The sequence below is a fragment of the Williamsia muralis genome (genome assembly GCF_002735905.1).
GTDB lineage: Bacteria > Actinomycetota > Actinomycetes > Mycobacteriales > Mycobacteriaceae > Williamsia > Williamsia muralis_A.
In genome coordinates, this window is record NZ_PEBD01000004.1 from 1,298,226 (window position 1) to 1,314,326 (window position 16,101).

The window sequence follows — 16,101 nt, forward strand, 5'->3', positions numbered from 1 at the left end:
CGCGGAATAGAGTCAGCGCACGTCGTGCGAACGGGAAATCCGGTGCAAATCCGGAGCGGTCGCGCCACTGTGAGCTGATCTCAACCCACCGGGTGGAGCCGCAAGTCAGGGGACCGGGGCACGACACCCACCAGGTCGACGCGGGGCGCGCATCCCGCGAGAGGAGATATCAATGTCGAGTTCTTCGGTCTCGCAACCGGTTTCGAGTGCCCCCACGTTGGCCGTCGCGGTCCCGGATGTGTCGGTCGTGAATGCCGCACTCTGGCTCACCGCCACCACCATGGTCGCGTCCCTCGCCTACTACTTCCTCGGATTCGACCAGGGCGCGGTGTCGGTGTTCGGCAGCGACACCCATGTCCACGAGTACATCCACGACGCGCGGCACTTCCTCGGCTTCCCCTGCCACTGAGCAGGCGAACACGTGGAAAAGAAGTTCATCGGCGCCGGACTGCTCTCAGGTCTGGTCGCCGGAATCGTCGCGTTCGTCTTCGCCCGGATCTACATCGAGCCCCTCGTCGACCGTGCCGTCGGGTATGAGGAAGGCCGGTCGCACGCCGAACTCGAACTGACCGGCGGATCTCACGCGCACGACCACGAGTTGTTCTCCCGGACGGTGCAGCAGAACTTCGGCGCCGGTGTGGGGTCGGTGGTGTTCGGCCTGATCATCGGGGCATTCTTCGCCGTTGCCTTCACGGTTGTGTGGGCCTACGTCGGCCGGCGGTACCCGACAACCGACCCGCGGACGGTGGCAGCTCTGCTCGCAGTCTGCGGATTCGTCGCGGTGTATCTCATTCCCTTCAGTGCGTATCCCGCGAATCCGCCCGCGGTGGGTGGTGACGACACGATCGGGTCGCGCAGTGGGGCGTACCTGACGATCCTGCTGCTGTCGGTGGGCTTCACGATCGCTGCAGCGGTCTTGGCGTTCTGGCTGTCACCGAAGATCGGTGGCCTGTATGCGGCAGTGGTGGCGGGCGGCGCGTATCTGGCCGCGATCGCGGTCACCGTGGTCCTGCTGCCGAGTTTCGACGAGGTGCCGGGCCCGCTCATGGACGGCCAGTCGATGGTGTTCCCGGGGTTCCCGGCCGATCTGCTCGGCGACTTCCGGTATTACTCGGTGATCAATCAGGTGATCTTGTGGGCAGTGCTCGGCCTCGGATTCGCGGTGGCGCTCAACTGGATCGGCAAACAGACGGCCCGCACGACCGGTGCAGGTGCTCGCAACGGGGCGGAAGGCGGAGCCCGCCCGACATGACGGGCCAACCCCCACTGGATCTCACAGTGGTCGTGGCTGCACGAACGGGCCCCAATGCAACGTTGGCCTTCGGGTCGCACGACGAGCCGCTGGACACCCGAGGACAAGCCGATGCCACGGGTCTGCGCCTGCACTCGGGCGCGAAAGTCTTTGTTGCTCCGGACGTTTCTGCGCGCGACACGGCCAGGTTGATGGGCGCGCGGGACGCAGACGTGGAACCGGCACTGCGGGCCATCGACCTGGGCAGATGGACCGGCCTGCGGCCCGATCAGGTAGACCCCCTCGAACTCGGTCGGTGGTTCGCCGACCCGGCAGCCGCTCCGCATGGCGGCGAGAGTGTCGTCGATTTTGTTGGGCGCCTTCGCTGTTGGCTGCAAGACCGAGGCGGCGACGATGTCGCAGTGGTCGTCGCCGGAGGTACCGCACAGGGCGTTGTCGCGGCCGCGATCGGGGCGGACTTCTTCGGCATCGAGGTCCAGCCCGCAGACGTGATCCGATTACGTCGTCGCGGTGGCCGCTGGCGTCTGCGGCCGGGATCCGGGAATCGGTGAACCGCCTCGAAAAGTGATCTCGGATTCTAGTGTTGGTGCAGAACGTCGACATCCGAGGGGAATCTGCATGTACGAGTGGTCCGAAGAAGATCTGATGGTGCGCGATGCCGTGCGCGGCTTCATCGACAAGGAGATCCGTCCGCACATCGATGAGCTCGAGACGGGCGTCCTCCCGCCCTACGACATCATCCGGAACCTGCTCAAGACCTTCGGCGTGGATGCGATGGCCTCCGATGCCCTGGAGAAGGAGTTCGCCAGGGATGAAGCGGTGGCCCGCGGAGAAGCCGAGCCCAAGACCGGTTCGGGAGGCGGCCCGGGGATGACTTCGATGGGCGCCATACTCAACATCGAACTGTCGGGTGTGAGCCTGGGCATCGTCGCCTCGATGGGTGTCAGTCTCGGACTCACCCCGTCGACGATCCGATCCAAGGGCACGCTCGCCCAGAAGAAGCGGTGGTTGCCCGACCTCGTCACCATGAACAAGGTGGGCGCCTGGGCGATCACAGAGCCGGATTCGGGATCGGATGCACTGGGTGGCATGAAGACCACCGTCCGGCGAGACGGCGACAACTACGTCCTCAACGGCCAGAAGACATTCATCACCAACGGTCCGTTCGCGGACACCGCGGTGGTCTTCGCCAAGCTCGACGACGGCGACTCGTCGGTCGATCGGCGCCAGCGAAAGGTCTTGACCTTTGTCCTCGACAAGGGCATGGAGGGCTTCACTCAGGGCAAGCCGTTCAAGAAGATGGGCATCATGTCGTCGCCCACGGGCGAACTGTTCTTCGACAACGTGAAGCTCGACAAGGACCGGCTCCTCGGCGAGACGGAGGAGGTCGGTGCCAAAGGCGGCGGTGAGGGCGCCAAGGCCGGATTCGTTCTCGAGCGCGTCGGTATCGCCTCGCTGTCGCTCGGCATCATCAACGAGTGCCAGCGACTCTGCGTCGAATACGCAAAGCAGCGCACCCTGTGGGGCAAACCCATCGCCGATCTGCAGCTCATCCAGCTCAAGCTGGCCGAGATGGAGGTCGCCCGGATCAATGTGCAGAACATGGTCTTCCATGCCCTCGAACGGTCGCAGGCAGGCAAGCCGGTCGACCTCGCCGAGGCGTCGGCGATGAAGCTCTACTCGTCACGCACGGCAACCGAAGTCGCGATGGAAGCCGTCCAGTTGTTCGGTGGCAACGGCTACATGGCCGAGTACCGAGTCGAGCAACTGGCCCGTGATGCGAAGTCGCTGATGATCTACGCAGGCAGCAACGAAGTGCAGATCACCCATGTCGCCAAGGGTGTCTTGGCGCGCTAGTTCTTCTGGACCGAGCCCACCTCTTGGTCCGGGGTTCCACATACCCGGGCCAAGTGGTGGGCTTTTTCAGCTGCGAGATCAACTTACAAACAGACTGGACTGTTTCTTAATTCTTCGCTAACCTCACCGATGTGGCGACCAACACACGCGTGACGGAGGAGGCCGGCCAGGCTCCGTCGCAGAGTCGAACCCAGGCCGAGCGCACTGCGCAGATGCGGGCGCGACTGCTCGACGCAGCAATCTCGTGCCTGATCGACAACGGTTATTCCGGGACCAGTACCCAGGAGATCTCTCGACGCGCGGGGGTGTCCCGCGGCGCCCAGTTGCACCATTTCCCGACCAAGGAATCGTTGGTCGTTGCGGCGGTCGAGCACCTGGTGGAACAGCGGCTGGACGAACTGCTCGGAGCTCATGCGAGTGGCGAGGTTCCCGGGGTCGAGGTATTTCTCGACGCCTTCTCGGGTCCGCTTTTCTACGCTGCCCTCGAGTTGTGGATCGCGGCCCGGACCGATCCTGCACTGCATGCAGCTGTGCTGCCGCTCGAGGCGCGGGTCAACGAAGCCATCCACACCGGTGGCGCCGCGATCTTCGGTGACCGGATGTCGCCAGAGGCCATCGAGATCAGTGTCGAACTCGCCCGAGGACTGGCGGTCTCGGCACTGTTCCGCAACGAGAAGTCCGACCGCGAGCTCCGCAAGCGGTTGATACCGATATGGGAGGCAATGGTGACCACCACATGACCGCGCCGAGTTCAGATCCGATCGAACAGCAAGATCTTCCGGCGTCTGTGCACACGTTGATCGTCGGCACCGGTTTCGCCGGCCTGGCTGCAGCACACAAGATTCTCGCCGACACCCCTTCGGCCGACGTACTGATCATCGAGCGCGCAAGCGATGTCGGCGGGACGTGGCGAGACAACACGTACCCGGGCGCCGCATGCGACGTGCCGAGCAATCTGTATTCGTTCTCGTTTGCCCAGAGCCCGGAGTGGACGCACAACTACGCTCGCCAGCCAGAGATCTTCGGGTACCTGCGATCGGTGGCGGACCAGAGCGGCCTGCGCGATCGCACCGTCTTCGAGTGTGAACTGCTCGGCGCGCGGTGGGACGCAGACAAGGCGCGCTGGTCGGTGTCGACCGCACGAGGACAGATCGAGGCGCAGGTCCTGATCGCCGCCACCGGTACGCTGTCCAATCCCAGCTTTCCCGACGTCCCCGGCATCGGCAAGTTCACCGGCACGATGTTCCACAGCGCCACCTGGAACCACGACTTCGATCCGGCGGGTAAGCGCATCGCCGTTGTCGGGACCGGGGCCTCGGCGATTCAGTTCGTACCTGAATTGGCCGGTCCTGCAGCGCATGTGACGGTCTTTCAGCGGACGCCCGCGTGGATCATCCCGCGCCTCGACCGGCAGATCGGTAAGCTGGAACGCACGCTGTATCGCCTGGCGCCGTTCACCCAGCGATTCGCACGCAACAGTCTGTACTTCTACCGCGAGGCCTACGTCGTCGCCCTGGCGAAGTTCACGTTCCTGCTGCCGATGTTCAAGCTGTTGGCCATGAGTCAATTGCGCAAGCAGGTCAAGGATCCGGTGCTGCGTAGGAAGTTGACGCCGAAGTTCACCATCGGTTGCAAGCGAATGTTGCTCAGCAACACATGGTTGTCCACGCTGGCGCGCGAAGACGTCACCCTCGTGGACACCGGCATGGCGGCGGTGACCGCCAGCGGCGTTGTCGACGGTGCAGGCCGCGAACACGAGGTCGACGCCATCGTGTTCGGCACCGGGTTCACCGCCACCGAGCCACCGGTGGCCAGCGTGCTCTACGGCGAAGATGAGCGCACCCTTGCCGACACCTGGAACGGCAGCCCGAATGCGTATCGCGGCACCACCGTTCACGGCTTCCCGAACCTGTTCCTCATGTACGGGCCGAACACCAACCTCGGTCACAGTTCCATCGTCTTCATGCTGGAGTCGCAGGCCGCGTACATCAGCTCGGCGATCACCCAGATGCGTTCTCGCAACATCGCTTCGGTGAACGTCAACAAGCGCAAGCAGGCCGAATACAACCGGGGAATCGACGAGCAACTCGAGGGCACGGTGTGGAACTCGGGCGGCTGTTCGAGCTGGTATTTCGACAAGAACGGTCGGAACTCGGTCATGTGGCCGACGTTCACGTGGGAGTTCCGACAAGCGTTGCGCTCGGCTGATCTGAGTGACTACGACCTCGGCCGCGGCACGGTGCCCGCGCCTCGACCACGCGAAAGTGAGCCGGCATGAACGACTATGATGTGGTGGTCGTCGGATCAGGTTTCGGCGGATCGGTGGCCGCGCTACGGCTGGCCGAAAAAGGCTACAAGGTGGCCGTTCTCGAGGCCGGCCGCAGATTCACCGACGATCAGCTGCCCAAGACCAGCTGGCGGCTCCGCAAGTACCTCTGGGCTCCGTGGCTGGGATGCTATGGGCTGCAACGTATCCACCTTCTGCCCGACGTGTTGGTGATGGCCGGCGCGGGAGTGGGCGGCGGGTCGCTCAACTATGCCAACACTCTCTATCAACCACCGAAGCGCTTCTTCGAAGACGCGCAGTGGGGACACATCACCGACTGGCAGGACGAGCTGAACCCGTATTACGACCAGGCCCGTCGCATGCTGGGGGTGGTGGACAACCCACTGGTGACGGCGGCGGACAAGGTGATGCGCGAGGTCGCCGACGACATGGGGGTGGGAGACACCTTCACCACCACGCCGGTCGGCGTGTTCTTCGGCAACGGCACCGAGCGAGAGTCCGATCCGTTCTTCGGCGGGGTCGGGCCCGAACGTACAGCGTGCACCGAGTGCGGCTCCTGTATGACCGGCTGTCGGGTGGGCGCCAAGAACACACTGGTCAAGAACTACCTGCACCTCGCCGAGAACGCGGGGGTCACCGTGTTGCCTCTCACCTCGGTGCGGGGGGTGCGGCCCGCCGTCGACGGATACGAAGTCGTCACCCGCCGCACCGGCGCCAAACTCCGGCGCAAGGACACATCGATCTTCGCCGGTCAGGTGGTCTTCGCTGCCGGCACCTACGGCACCCAGAAGTTGTTGTTGGCCATGAAGGAGACCGGCGAGCTGCCGGAGCTGTCCGACCAACTCGGGTCGGTGGTCCGCACCAACAGCGAGGCAGTGCTGGCCGCGACAGCTCGTGATCGAAAAGTCGACTACACACAGGGCATTGCCATCACGTCGTCGTTCCACCCCGACGACCACACCCACATCGAGCCGGTGCGATACGGCAAGGGCAGCAACGCCATCGGTTTACTCCAGACCGTGCTGTCCGATGGCGGCGGGCCGGTCCCGCGAGTGTTCAAGACCATCGGGGTGGCATTGCGGCACCCGGCAGCGTTCTTCCGCAGTCTGTCCGTGCGGCACTGGTCAGAGAAGACGGTGATCGCGCTGGTGATGCAGACCGACGACAACTCACTCGAATTGGGCTCCAAGCGTACGATTTTCGGTCGGCAGCTGACCAGTCGCCGCGGAGCGGGTGATCCTCCGCCGTCGTGGATACCCCAGGGCCACAAAGCCATCAGGTTGCTTGCCGACAAGATTGACGGAGACCCGGGTGGTTCGATCGCCGAAGTGGTGAACATCCCGATGACCGCACACTTCCTCGGCGGATGTGTGATCGGCGCCGACGCCGACCACGGTGTGGTCGACCCGTACCACCGCGTCTACGGTCATCCGGGTCTGCATGTGGTGGATGGCTCGGCGGTGAGCGCGAACCTCGGTGTCAATCCGTCATTGACGATCACCGCTCAGGCCGAACGAGCGATCGCGATGTGGCCCAACAAGGGTGAGCAGGACAAGCGCCCGGGCCTCGGTGAGCCGTACCGGCGCGTTGCTGCCACGGCGCCGCGATCACCGGTGGTCCCCGAGAGTGCGCCTGGAGCACTGCGCCTTCCCCTGTTCGTCACGATGCCGGAGTCCGCGAAAGGGGCATGCTGATGTGGAGTGTTGCCGAGTCCGCAACCGAGCCAGGGGACGTGCCGATCAGTTCGCCGCCGCCGTGGCCGGCTGCGGTGCGCGCCACCCTGTGGTGGCATCGGAGTACAGAGCAGGCCAAGGCCATCGGTCCGAAGGGCTCTGTCCTCCCGATCACCATCGGCATGGTCGTCGACTATCTCGAGTCGCCTGTGGGCCCGTACCGGGAGATCCTGGCGAGCCCGGTACTGCGACGACCCGGCGCCGGCCTCGGCGCAATGCCGCGAATATCGGTGCCGTTCATCGCCGTCGACTCCGCGGCCTCGGTCCATGGCGGGCGTGAGCACTGGAGTCTGCCGAAGGTACTCGCCGAGTTCAGCGGCGATGTACTCACGGGTTCCGTTGCCGGAGGCCCGGACTGGACCGTCCAGACGCAGTCCGAGGGCCGTGGCCCGGCATTCCCGATCAAGGGCGGGCTCGGGTTCGCCCAACCGGTGGACGGTGCCCTGCTGCTGGCCGGCGCCCAGCTCACCGGCAGAGCGCGCTATGCCCGGGTCACCGTGCTCTCCGAGGGCCCGACGCTGTCGCAGTGGCTGAAACCCGGGACCCACCACGGCCTCCAGATCGTTTCCGGCCGGATGGAGACAGGTCCGGCGACCCGGCTCGCCATCTAAAGCAGAGTCCCGCTCGATGAAATGGGGGCCAGGTCGACGGGGGTAAGGGCCCGGTCGACGGCAGTAAGAGCCCGGTCGACGACGATAAGGGCCCGGTCGACGGCAGTAAGGGCCCGGTCGACGGCGATAAGGGCCCGGTCGACGGTCATGACCCGGGTTGGTGCGGCTGACCGTTGCTGATGGCCCGCCACACCCGTGACGGGTTCATCGGCAGTTCGTACACCCGGACGCCCACCGCGTTGCGAATCGCACTCTCGAGGGCGGGGGCCACCGGGTTGTAGGGCGCCTCACTCATGGACTTGGCGCCGAGAGGGCCGATCGAATCAAAGGTGTCGGCGAAGTACACCTCGGTCTCCGGCACATCGGCGAGTTGGGGGATGTGGTAGTTGCGCAACACCTGTGTGAGCACCTGGCCCTCGTCGAGGATCATCTCCTCGTACAGGGCGCTGCCGATCGCCTGTGCCGCACCGCCTTCGACCTGGCCCCGGCATTGCTGCGGGTTGAGCACCACTCCGGCGTCCGCGGACTGCACCGACTGCAGGATGCGCACCTCGCCGGTGGCGGAATTGACCGCAACACGAAACGCATGGACGTTGAAGGCGATCGAGCGCGGGGTGCCGTTCTGAGTGCTCGTGGCGCGCAGTGGTCCTCCGTGAACGGTGACGATCCCGGCGAGGTCGATGAACTCCGCGCCCGCCTGCACGCCTTGCGGTCCGAGCGTGCACTCGGCAACATCAGTGTCGAGCGCACGCGCTGCAATGGCGAGGATCTCGCCGCGCAGCGAAGCGCACGCGAGTCCGAGCGCTTTGCCGGCGACCACCGTGCCGGCTGATCCGAAAGCGCCGGTGTCATAGCCGACCTCATCGGTGTCGGCCTGCCTGATCGCTATCTGGCCCGGTGAACACCCCAGTGCCGACGACGCGATCTGGCTGTGAACGGTGGTGGTTCCGTTTCCGAACTCTGCGGTGCCGACCGCGGCGATGTACGTGCCGTCATCGGTCAGCGTGACCGCGACGTCGGCAAAATGCCCACGCGGCGGAATGGTGGCGATCATCGCCGTCCCCATACCTTCGCCGATGTGCCACCCGGGCCGGCCTGCCACGTCCTCGCCCGCCAGGGCCGGGTCAGCACGCCCGGCGATCAGCGCATGCTCGGCCAGATCGATGCACTGGTCGAGTCCGTAGCTCCCGAACTCGAGGTCGCCCTCTTCGACCTCCCAGGCGACGAACTCGTCTCCGGGGACGACCACGTTACGACGGCGCATCTCGAACGGGTCGATGCCCAGCTGTGCCGCGAGTTCGTCGATCGCGCCCTCGATGCCGAACGCGACCTGGCCCAGGCCGTAACCACGGAAAGCGCCCGACGGAATGTTGTTGGTGTACACCGCTTGTGCGTCGACGTGCTTGTTGGGGCAGCGGTAGAGCACCATGGTCTCGTTGCAGGCGTGGAACATCACCCCGCTGCTGTGGTTTCCGTAGGCGCCGGCGTCGGACAGTACCGACACCGAGAGCGCGGTGAGGATTCCGTCGGCGCCCGCCGCCGCCGTCACCCCCACGCGCATCGGATGACGGCACGGGGCCCGGGTGAACTCCTCGGTGCGCGTGAACTCGTATACCGCGGGGCGCTCAGTCTTCATGAGAGCGAGCACCGCCACGTCTTCGGTGAGCAGTTCTTGCTTGCCCCCGAAACCGCCACCCACCCGAGCGGCGTACACACGGACGTTGTCGCCGCTGAATCCGAAGATGTGACACAGCTCGGCCCGCACCAGAAAGGGGACCTGTGTGCTGGACCGCACCACCACCCGGCCGTCATCATCTCGCCAGGCGACCGCGCCATGGGTTTCGAGGTGGGCGTGCTGGACACGGGCCGTCTGCCACGTTCCCGAGACCACAGCGCCCCCGCTGTCACGAGCTTGCGCGAGACCGGCGTCGATGTCGCCCACCGTGCCGTCGACGGAGGCGACGAGGTTGCGGGCCGGATCCGCAATCCGCGAATCGGGCCCCTTCTCACCGTGCACCGTCGGTGTTGCGGGATCGGTGGCCACCGCCGGATCGAAGTTGGCGGGCAGCACGTCGTACTCGACCACGATGAGTTCGGCGGCGCGACGGGCGATGGTGATCGAGTCGGCTACCACTGCGGCCACCCGCTGCCCGATGAAACGCACCGTGGTGTCGAAGATGTATCCGTCGTCGGGGTCGTCGTGGCGGTGGTCGTGGCGTGCGGTCGAGAACGGCACCCCCGGATCGTCGAGGTACGTCAGAATTGTTCGTACTCCGGGCATCTGCGCGGCCGCCGAGGCATCGACAGACAGGATGCGGGCGTGCGCGTGTGGACTCCCGAGCACCGAGATATGGCCGACGTCGTCCGGCAATCCATCCATCGTGTACGGCTCGGTCCCGGTGACGATACGTGGTGCGGCCGGAGCCGACACCGAGCGGCCGATCGATGGACCGGAGTCTCCCGGCGACACCTTCTCGGTGCCGACCACGCCGTCGATGGCGTCGCGGATCGCGCGGTATCCGGTACACCGGCAGAGGTTGCCCTTGAGGCTGTTCGGTAGGTCATCTCGCTGATCTTTGTCGAAAGTGCTTGCGGTGATCACCATTCCGGCGGTGCAGAATCCGCACTGGAAACCGGCGGCGTCCACGAACCGCTGTTGCACAGGATGCAGGTTCTCTGGCGTACCGAGTCCGGTGACCGTGGTTATCTCGGCGTCCATCACCCGGAACGCCGGAATGAGACACGAATGGTGCGGCTCGCCGCCGATCAGTACCGAGCAGGCACCGCAATCGCCTGCGTCGCAACCCTTCTTGACCCCGAACTCGCCTTGGTCGCGCAGGAACGTTCGTAGACACTGCCCGGCCGCGGGCGTGGCGGCCACGTCTTCACCATTGATCTTCACAGCGTGCTCCTCACAGTCCGGCCAAGTGCGCGACGACGTCTCGGGTGAGCACTCCGGTGACCTGGTGGCGCCAATCGGCCGCCCCGTGGGCATCCGAGTAATAGGCGCCGGCCGGGACAGCGGAATCGACCTGCGCTGCCACGGTTTCGGGGTCCAAGGAGTCGGTGACCACCACATACGGGCGATCGGTCGCCGCCGTCACCGAGATCACGACGCCGTCCGGCGTCCTGCGCCCGACGACCACGGCTCCGGACCGGCCGAGGGGGGACAGGGCCACCTTCCGCAGAACGGTTGGCTGGCGCAGGCTGGAAGCGGGGATCCGTACTGAGCGCAACACATCTCCCTCGTCGAGGACCGTGGTGGAGTTGCCGGTGACGAAGTGGGGGACCGTGCATCGGACGTCGGACCCGTCCGGTTTCCAGATCAGCAACTCGGCGTCCAGCGCCGACAACATCGAGATCATCGAACCCACCGGGAACCCGAGACAGATGTTGCCGCCGACAGTGGCGCTCTTCCAGATCTTGTACGAGGCCAACAACGCCCGCGCGGCCTGGCGGAACACTGTGGTGGCCACCCAGTCACCCGGGTAGGTGGTGGACTGCAACGTATCGATGGTGCAGGTGGCGCCGATGTCGAGACCTTCCTCGGCGATCGTGAGGTCGGGCCACCGTAGTCCCCGCAGGTCGATCAGCCGGTGCAGGTGCATCTGCGGTTCACTCATCAGCCAGGTGCCGCCGGCCATCAGGCCGTCGGCGCCGGACAAGTCGGCCAGATCTGCGCGGTTCCGTGGCACCACAACGGATTCGACGGAGTGCAGGTCCATCAGCCGGCCTTCGCGATCAGGACGTCGTGCGCGGCCGCCACCTCGGCGGCGGTCGCCTCGGCATCGATGGTGGTCAATTCTCCCGCCCTGACGACGGTCTTCCCGTTCACCCAGAGACGTTCCACCGGGGGAACCGCGCCGAGGACGAGGGCGGCGACAGGGTCCGCGATACCTGCGTGCCCCAAGCCGTCCCGTCGCCACAGCACCATGTCGGCGAGCTTGCCGGATTCGATGGAGCCGATACTTTCCTGGCAGCCCAGTGCGCGCGCGCCGCCCAGCGTGGCCATCTCGAGTGCCTGTCGAGTGGTGAGCGCCGTCGGTCCGCCGGTGGCACGCGCCATCAACACCGCCTGATGCGCTTCTTCGAGAATGCGGCTGGATTCGTTCGAGGCCGCGCCGTCCACACCCAGGCCGACCGGGACGCCCGCCGCCAAAAGATCACGGGCGCGGGCGGTTCCGGCACCGAGACGGCCGTTCGACGACGGGCAATGCGCCACCGAACTCCCGGAGGTAGCCAAGGTCGTGATCGCGTGGTCGTCGAAGTGGACCCCGTGTGCAAACCAGACATCAGGGCCCAGCCAGCCGACCGTTTCCATGTATTCGATCGGTGTGCATCCGAAACGGTCTGCCGTATAGGCGGACTCGTCCTCCGTCTCGGCCAGATGTGTGTGCAGACGTACTCGTTTCTCTCTGGCGAGTTCGGCAGAGGCACGAAGCAGGTCGGCAGTCACCGAGAACGGTGAACACGGTGCAAGAGCGATCTTCACCATCGCATCGGGGCCCGGGTCGTGCCAGCGGTCGATCGCATCTGCGCTGGCGGACATGATCTGGTCGATGGTCTCGACCACGCTGTCCGGGGGCAGCCCACCGTCCTTCTCGCTCAGGTCCATCGAGCCACGCGTGGGGTGAAAACGCAGGCCGACGGTCTGCGCCGCGATGATCTCGGCCGCGAGCATGTCGCCACCCTCTTTCGGGAAGACGTAGTGGTGGTCGGTGCTGGTGGTGCACCCCGAGAGGGCCAGCCAGCCGAGCGCGCCGGTTGCCGCCACGTTCACGGCGTTCTCGTCGATGCCCGCCCACACGGGATACAGCGTGGTGAGCCACTGGAACAGGGTGTGATCAGCGGCGAGGCCTCGAGTCAGCCACTGATAGAGGTGGTGATGAGTGTTGACCAGGCCCGGGGTGAGGATGCAGCCGCGTCCGTCGACGATCTCGGCTCCGTCCGCCATCGCAGGATCGACCTTGCCGTCGATGACGTCCGTGATCCGATTGCCGTCGAATACGACGGACCCGGAGGCGATCTCACGGTGGCCGGCGTCCATGGTGATGACGTAGGCGTTCTCGACGACGGTGGTCATGCTCGCCACGCTACGGCGAAAGCGTTACGGAAAAATGACATTCGAGCTGGGCGGTACCACTTGCGGGCCGGACGAATGGGGTAGAGGCTGAGTGAAATCAATTCCCGGCGAACGGATGGTTGACGATGACGGCCACGACTGTTGATCCCGCTCCGGAAAAGAGCGAACCGACCGCACTCAAACGGGTGATGGGCCCCAAGCTGCTCCTGCTGTTCATCGTCGGCGACATCCTCGGCGCAGGCGTCTACGCGGTGACCGGCAGCATGATCGACAACGTCGGCGGTATGGCCTGGCTGCCGTTCATCCTCGCCTTTGCCGTCGCGACACTGACAGCCTTCTCCTACTTGGAGTTGGTCACCAAGTTCCCGCAGTGTGCAGGCGCCGCCCTGTACGCACAGAAGGCCTTCGGTATCCACTTCCTGACCTTCTTGGTCGCGTTCGCGGTGGTGTGCTCGGGCATCACCAGCGCATCCACGTCGTCGAATGTGGTGGCCGCCAACCTCCTGGCCGGGCTGAACGAATCATTCAGTGACGCCGACGGGCTCGGCTGGTTCGACGTCCCGACCGGAACAACCGCCCAACTGGTGGTCGCTCTGGCCTTCATGATCGTGCTCGCCCTGATCAACCTGCGCGGCGTGGGTGAATCCGTGAAATTCAACGTGATCCTCACCCTGGTCGAGATGACGGCGCTGATCATCGTCATCGTGATCGGCTTCGTCGCCGCCGGCCGGGGAACCGGAGACGGTGACATCAGCAACCTGGTGGTGTTCGAAGACGCCAACGACAAGGGCTGGTTCCTGGCGGTGACGATCGCGACCACCATCGCCTTCTTCGCGATGGTCGGGTTCGAAGACTCGGTCAACATGGTCGAGGAGACGAAGAACCCCGAGAAGATCTTCCCCAAAGTGATGCTGTCCGGTCTCGGCATCGCCTGCCTCATTTATGTACTGGTGGTGGTCGCGGTCATCGCGGTACTCCCGCTGGACTTCGAGCCAGAGAACTCGGATGAGGGCATCTTGCTGTCGGTGGTGAAACTGGGCGCGCCGTCGGTCCCGATCGAAGAGATCTTCCCGTATCTGACGGTGTTCGCGGTCGCCAACACCGCGCTGATCAACATGCTGATGGCGAGTCGCCTGATCTATGGGATGGCCAACCAGCGAGTGCTGCCCCGTGGGCTCGGCAAGGTGTTGCCGGGCCGTCGTTCACCGTGGACGGCGATCATCTTCACCACGCTGCTCTCGTTCGCGTTGATCATCGTGGTGAACCAGCTGTCGGAAAATTCCGTGGTGGGTGCACTCTCCGGCACCACCGGCCTGCTACTGCTCTGTGTCTTCGCGGTGGTCAACGTCGCGTGCCTCGTTCTCAAGCGCGGAGATGTGAAGGCGTTCTTCCGGGCGCCGGTCTGGATACCTGCGCTCGGTGCGGTGCTCTGTTTGTTCCTCGCGGGCCCGTGGGCGAGGACCGACGCGCAGATGATCCAGTACAAGATCGCCGGTGTGATGCTGCTGCTCGGCGTCGTGTTGTGGGCGGTGACGTGGGCGGTCAACAAGTACGAGAACCGCCCCGGCGGCTTCTATGACACCGACTCGTCGCTCGAGGACGAACCTGTAGGGAAGTGAACGACGAGTTCGTCCTCTGGCCGCCCCCTGCAGGTGCATACCGGGTTTCGTCTTACGCACAGATGCCATGTCCGGCGCTGTGAGGTTTCGACCGCCCCTAGGATTCGTGAAGCTCCATCCCGGTCGCAATTCGCGACTATCCGCACCTGGTGTCGGGTCGTCATGGTGGAGTGATGATTTCGTGGGCGATGTGGAGGCGCGTTGATGTTTCGCAAGGTGTTGGTGGCCAACCGTGGTGAGATCGCGATTCGTGCTTTTCGTGCTGCGTATGAGTTGGGTGCCGGGACGGTGGCGGTGTTCCCGTACGAGGATCGAAACTCAGTTCATCGGTTGAAGGCTGACGAGGCGTATCAGATCGGTGAGCCGGGGCATCCGGTGCGGGCGTATTTGTCGGTGTCGGAGGTGATTGCGGCGGCCCGTGGTGCGGGTGCTGACGCCATTTATCCGGGGTATGGGTTCTTGTCAGAGAACCCGGATCTGGCGGCGGCGTGCGCGGAGGCGGGCATCACCTTTGTGGGTCCCAGCGCCGACATTTTGGAGTTGACGGGTAACAAGTCCCGGGCGATCGCGGCAGCCAAAGCAGCGGGGTTGCCGGTGTTGGCGTCGAGTGAGGCGTCGGAGGATGTTGATGAGTTGATGGCTGCGGCGCAGTCGATGCGGTTCCCGGTGTTCGTCAAGGCGGTTGCTGGTGGCGGTGGCCGGGGGATGCGGCGGGTCGAGACCATCGACGGGTTGCGCGAGGCCATTGAAGCTGCTGCCCGGGAGGCGAATTCGGCGTTCGGTGATGCGTCGGTGTTTTTGGAGCAGGCGGTGATCGCCCCGCGGCACATCGAGGTGCAGATCCTGGCTGATCAGCATGGCAACGTGATGCATCTGTTCGAGCGCGATTGCAGTGTGCAGCGTCGCCATCAGAAGGTGATCGAGCTGGCGCCGGCACCGAACATGCCGGCGGGGTTGCGGGAAAAGATTTGCGCGGACGCGGTCGCGTTCGCCCGCAAGATCGGCTACACCTGTGCGGGCACGGTCGAGTTCTTGGTGGACCGCGACGGCAATCACGTGTTCATCGAGATGAACCCTCGTATCCAGGTCGAACACACGGTGACCGAAGAGATCACCGATGTGGATTTGGTGCAGTCCCAGTTGCGGATCGCCGCAGGGGAGACGTTGGCCGAGTTGGGGTTGTCGCAAGATGCGGTGCAGATCCGCGGCGCGGCGATGCAGTGCCGGATCACCACCGAGGATCCGACGAACGGGTTCCGGCCTGACACCGGCCGGATCACCGCCTACCGCACTCCGGGTGGGGCGGGGGTGCGTCTGGATGGTGGGGCGACGTTGGGCGCGGAGGTCAGTGCGCATTTCGATTCGATGCTGGTGAAGCTGACGTGTCGGGGCAGGGATTTCGAGACGGCGGTGGCGCGGTCGCGGCGGGCGTTGGCTGAGGTCCGGATTCGTGGGGTGGCCACGAATGTGCCGTTCCTGCAAGCAGTGTTGGATGACCCGGATTTTCGGGCGGGGAACGTGACGACGTCGTTCATCGAGGAACGACCGCAGTTGCTGACCTCGCGGGTCTCGGCGGACCGGGGCACCCGAATCTTCAATTATTTGGCTGATGTGACGGTGAACATACCGCACGGGGTGCTTTCCCTTATATACATCTCC

Annotated in this window: 13 protein-coding genes and 1 riboswitch; of the genes, 10 read left to right on the forward strand and 3 right to left on the reverse strand. The window is 64.9% G+C overall.

What is annotated here, in order from left to right:
• Positions 1-3: 3 nt before the first annotated feature.
• A riboswitch (cobalamin riboswitch) is annotated at positions 4-132 on the forward strand.
• 40 nt (positions 133-172) lie between these two features.
• The 8 genes from CSW57_RS06740 to CSW57_RS06775 all read left to right on the forward strand — a co-directional run bounded on the left by CSW57_RS06740 (position 173) and on the right by CSW57_RS06775 (position 7,740).
• Positions 173-409 (forward strand): CbtB domain-containing protein, encoded by a 237-nt coding sequence (locus tag CSW57_RS06740; RefSeq protein WP_030171297.1) that lies wholly within the window; start codon positions 173-175, stop codon positions 407-409.
• A 12-nt stretch (positions 410-421) separates the two neighbouring features.
• Positions 422-1,252 carry a CbtA family protein gene (locus CSW57_RS06745; RefSeq protein ID WP_099381925.1) on the forward strand — a complete coding sequence of 277 codons (831 nt, stop codon included), beginning with the start codon at positions 422-424 and terminating at the stop codon, positions 1,250-1,252.
• The gene (locus CSW57_RS06750; protein WP_099381926.1) at positions 1,249-1,803 is read left to right on the forward strand and encodes a histidine phosphatase family protein; all 555 of its coding nucleotides are present in this window, start codon (positions 1,249-1,251) and stop codon (positions 1,801-1,803) included. The genes CSW57_RS06745 and CSW57_RS06750 overlap by 4 nt, the downstream gene beginning before the upstream one ends.
• Before the next feature lie 67 nt (positions 1,804-1,870).
• The gene (locus CSW57_RS06755) at positions 1,871-3,109 is read left to right on the forward strand and encodes an acyl-CoA dehydrogenase family protein (protein ID WP_099381927.1); all 1,239 of its coding nucleotides are present in this window, start codon (positions 1,871-1,873) and stop codon (positions 3,107-3,109) included.
• A gap of 212 nt (positions 3,110-3,321) precedes the next feature.
• Positions 3,322-3,849, forward strand: coding sequence for a TetR/AcrR family transcriptional regulator (locus CSW57_RS06760; RefSeq protein ID WP_099382124.1), 528 nt, complete (start codon positions 3,322-3,324; stop codon positions 3,847-3,849).
• On the forward strand, positions 3,846-5,387 hold the full coding sequence (locus CSW57_RS06765) for a flavin-containing monooxygenase (RefSeq protein WP_099381928.1): 1,542 nt from the start codon (positions 3,846-3,848) through the stop codon (positions 5,385-5,387). Before CSW57_RS06760 ends, CSW57_RS06765 begins: the two co-directional genes overlap by 4 nt.
• Positions 5,384-7,090: a GMC family oxidoreductase gene (locus tag CSW57_RS06770; protein ID WP_099381929.1), complete on the forward strand. Its 1,707-nt coding sequence runs from the start codon at positions 5,384-5,386 to the stop codon at positions 7,088-7,090. Before CSW57_RS06765 ends, CSW57_RS06770 begins: the two co-directional genes overlap by 4 nt.
• Entirely contained in the window at positions 7,090-7,740 is a 651-nt protein-coding gene (locus CSW57_RS06775) for a hypothetical protein (RefSeq protein WP_099382125.1), read from the forward strand. The genes CSW57_RS06770 and CSW57_RS06775 overlap by 1 nt, the downstream gene beginning before the upstream one ends.
• Positions 7,741-7,885: 145 nt before the next feature.
• Here the strand turns inward: CSW57_RS06775 and CSW57_RS06780 are convergent, their stop codons facing one another.
• From CSW57_RS06780 to CSW57_RS06790, 3 genes are read right to left on the reverse strand one after another with little or no spacing between them, the layout of a single operon-like run.
• A complete protein-coding gene (locus CSW57_RS06780; protein ID WP_099381930.1) occupies positions 7,886-10,642 on the reverse strand; it encodes a molybdopterin-dependent oxidoreductase in 2,757 nt (918 codons plus the stop codon).
• A gap of 10 nt (positions 10,643-10,652) precedes the next feature.
• On the reverse strand, positions 10,653-11,465 hold the full coding sequence (locus CSW57_RS06785) for an FAD binding domain-containing protein (RefSeq protein ID WP_099381931.1): 813 nt from the start codon (positions 11,463-11,465) through the stop codon (positions 10,653-10,655).
• The gene (locus CSW57_RS06790; RefSeq protein ID WP_099382126.1) at positions 11,465-12,823 is read right to left on the reverse strand and encodes an 8-oxoguanine deaminase; all 1,359 of its coding nucleotides are present in this window, start codon (positions 12,821-12,823) and stop codon (positions 11,465-11,467) included. The genes CSW57_RS06785 and CSW57_RS06790 overlap by 1 nt, the downstream gene beginning before the upstream one ends.
• 125 nt (positions 12,824-12,948) lie before the next feature.
• On the opposite strand from CSW57_RS06790, the gene CSW57_RS06795 reads away from it, so the two are divergent.
• Positions 12,949-14,442, forward strand: coding sequence for an APC family permease (locus tag CSW57_RS06795; protein ID WP_099381932.1), 1,494 nt, complete (start codon positions 12,949-12,951; stop codon positions 14,440-14,442).
• A 204-nt stretch (positions 14,443-14,646) separates the two neighbouring features.
• A partial coding sequence (locus tag CSW57_RS06800) for an ATP-binding protein (RefSeq protein ID WP_143696491.1) occupies positions 14,647-16,101 on the forward strand: 1,455 nt, incomplete at its 3' end.

Bases quoted from the DNA above. Each gene is read 5' to 3' on its own strand.
- CSW57_RS06740 (WP_030171297.1), top strand. From the start codon at position 173: ATGTCGAGTTCTTCGGTCTCGCAACCGGTTTCGAGTGCCCCCACGTTG.
- CSW57_RS06750 (WP_099381926.1), top strand. From the start codon at position 1,249: ATGACGGGCCAACCCCCACTGGATCTCACAGTGGTCGTGGCTGCACGA.
- CSW57_RS06755 (WP_099381927.1), top strand. From the start codon at position 1,871: ATGTACGAGTGGTCCGAAGAAGATCTGATGGTGCGCGATGCCGTGCGC.
- CSW57_RS06760 (WP_099382124.1), top strand. From the start codon at position 3,322: ATGCGGGCGCGACTGCTCGACGCAGCAATCTCGTGCCTGATCGACAAC.
- CSW57_RS06765 (WP_099381928.1), top strand. From the start codon at position 3,846: ATGACCGCGCCGAGTTCAGATCCGATCGAACAGCAAGATCTTCCGGCG.
- CSW57_RS06770 (WP_099381929.1), top strand. From the start codon at position 5,384: ATGAACGACTATGATGTGGTGGTCGTCGGATCAGGTTTCGGCGGATCG.
- CSW57_RS06775 (WP_099382125.1), top strand. From the start codon at position 7,090: ATGTGGAGTGTTGCCGAGTCCGCAACCGAGCCAGGGGACGTGCCGATC.
- CSW57_RS06785 (WP_099381931.1), bottom strand. From the start codon at position 11,465: ATGGACCTGCACTCCGTCGAATCCGTTGTGGTGCCACGGAACCGCGCA.
- CSW57_RS06790 (WP_099382126.1), bottom strand. From the start codon at position 12,823: ATGACCACCGTCGTCGAGAACGCCTACGTCATCACCATGGACGCCGGC.
- CSW57_RS06795 (WP_099381932.1), top strand. From the start codon at position 12,949: ATGACGGCCACGACTGTTGATCCCGCTCCGGAAAAGAGCGAACCGACC.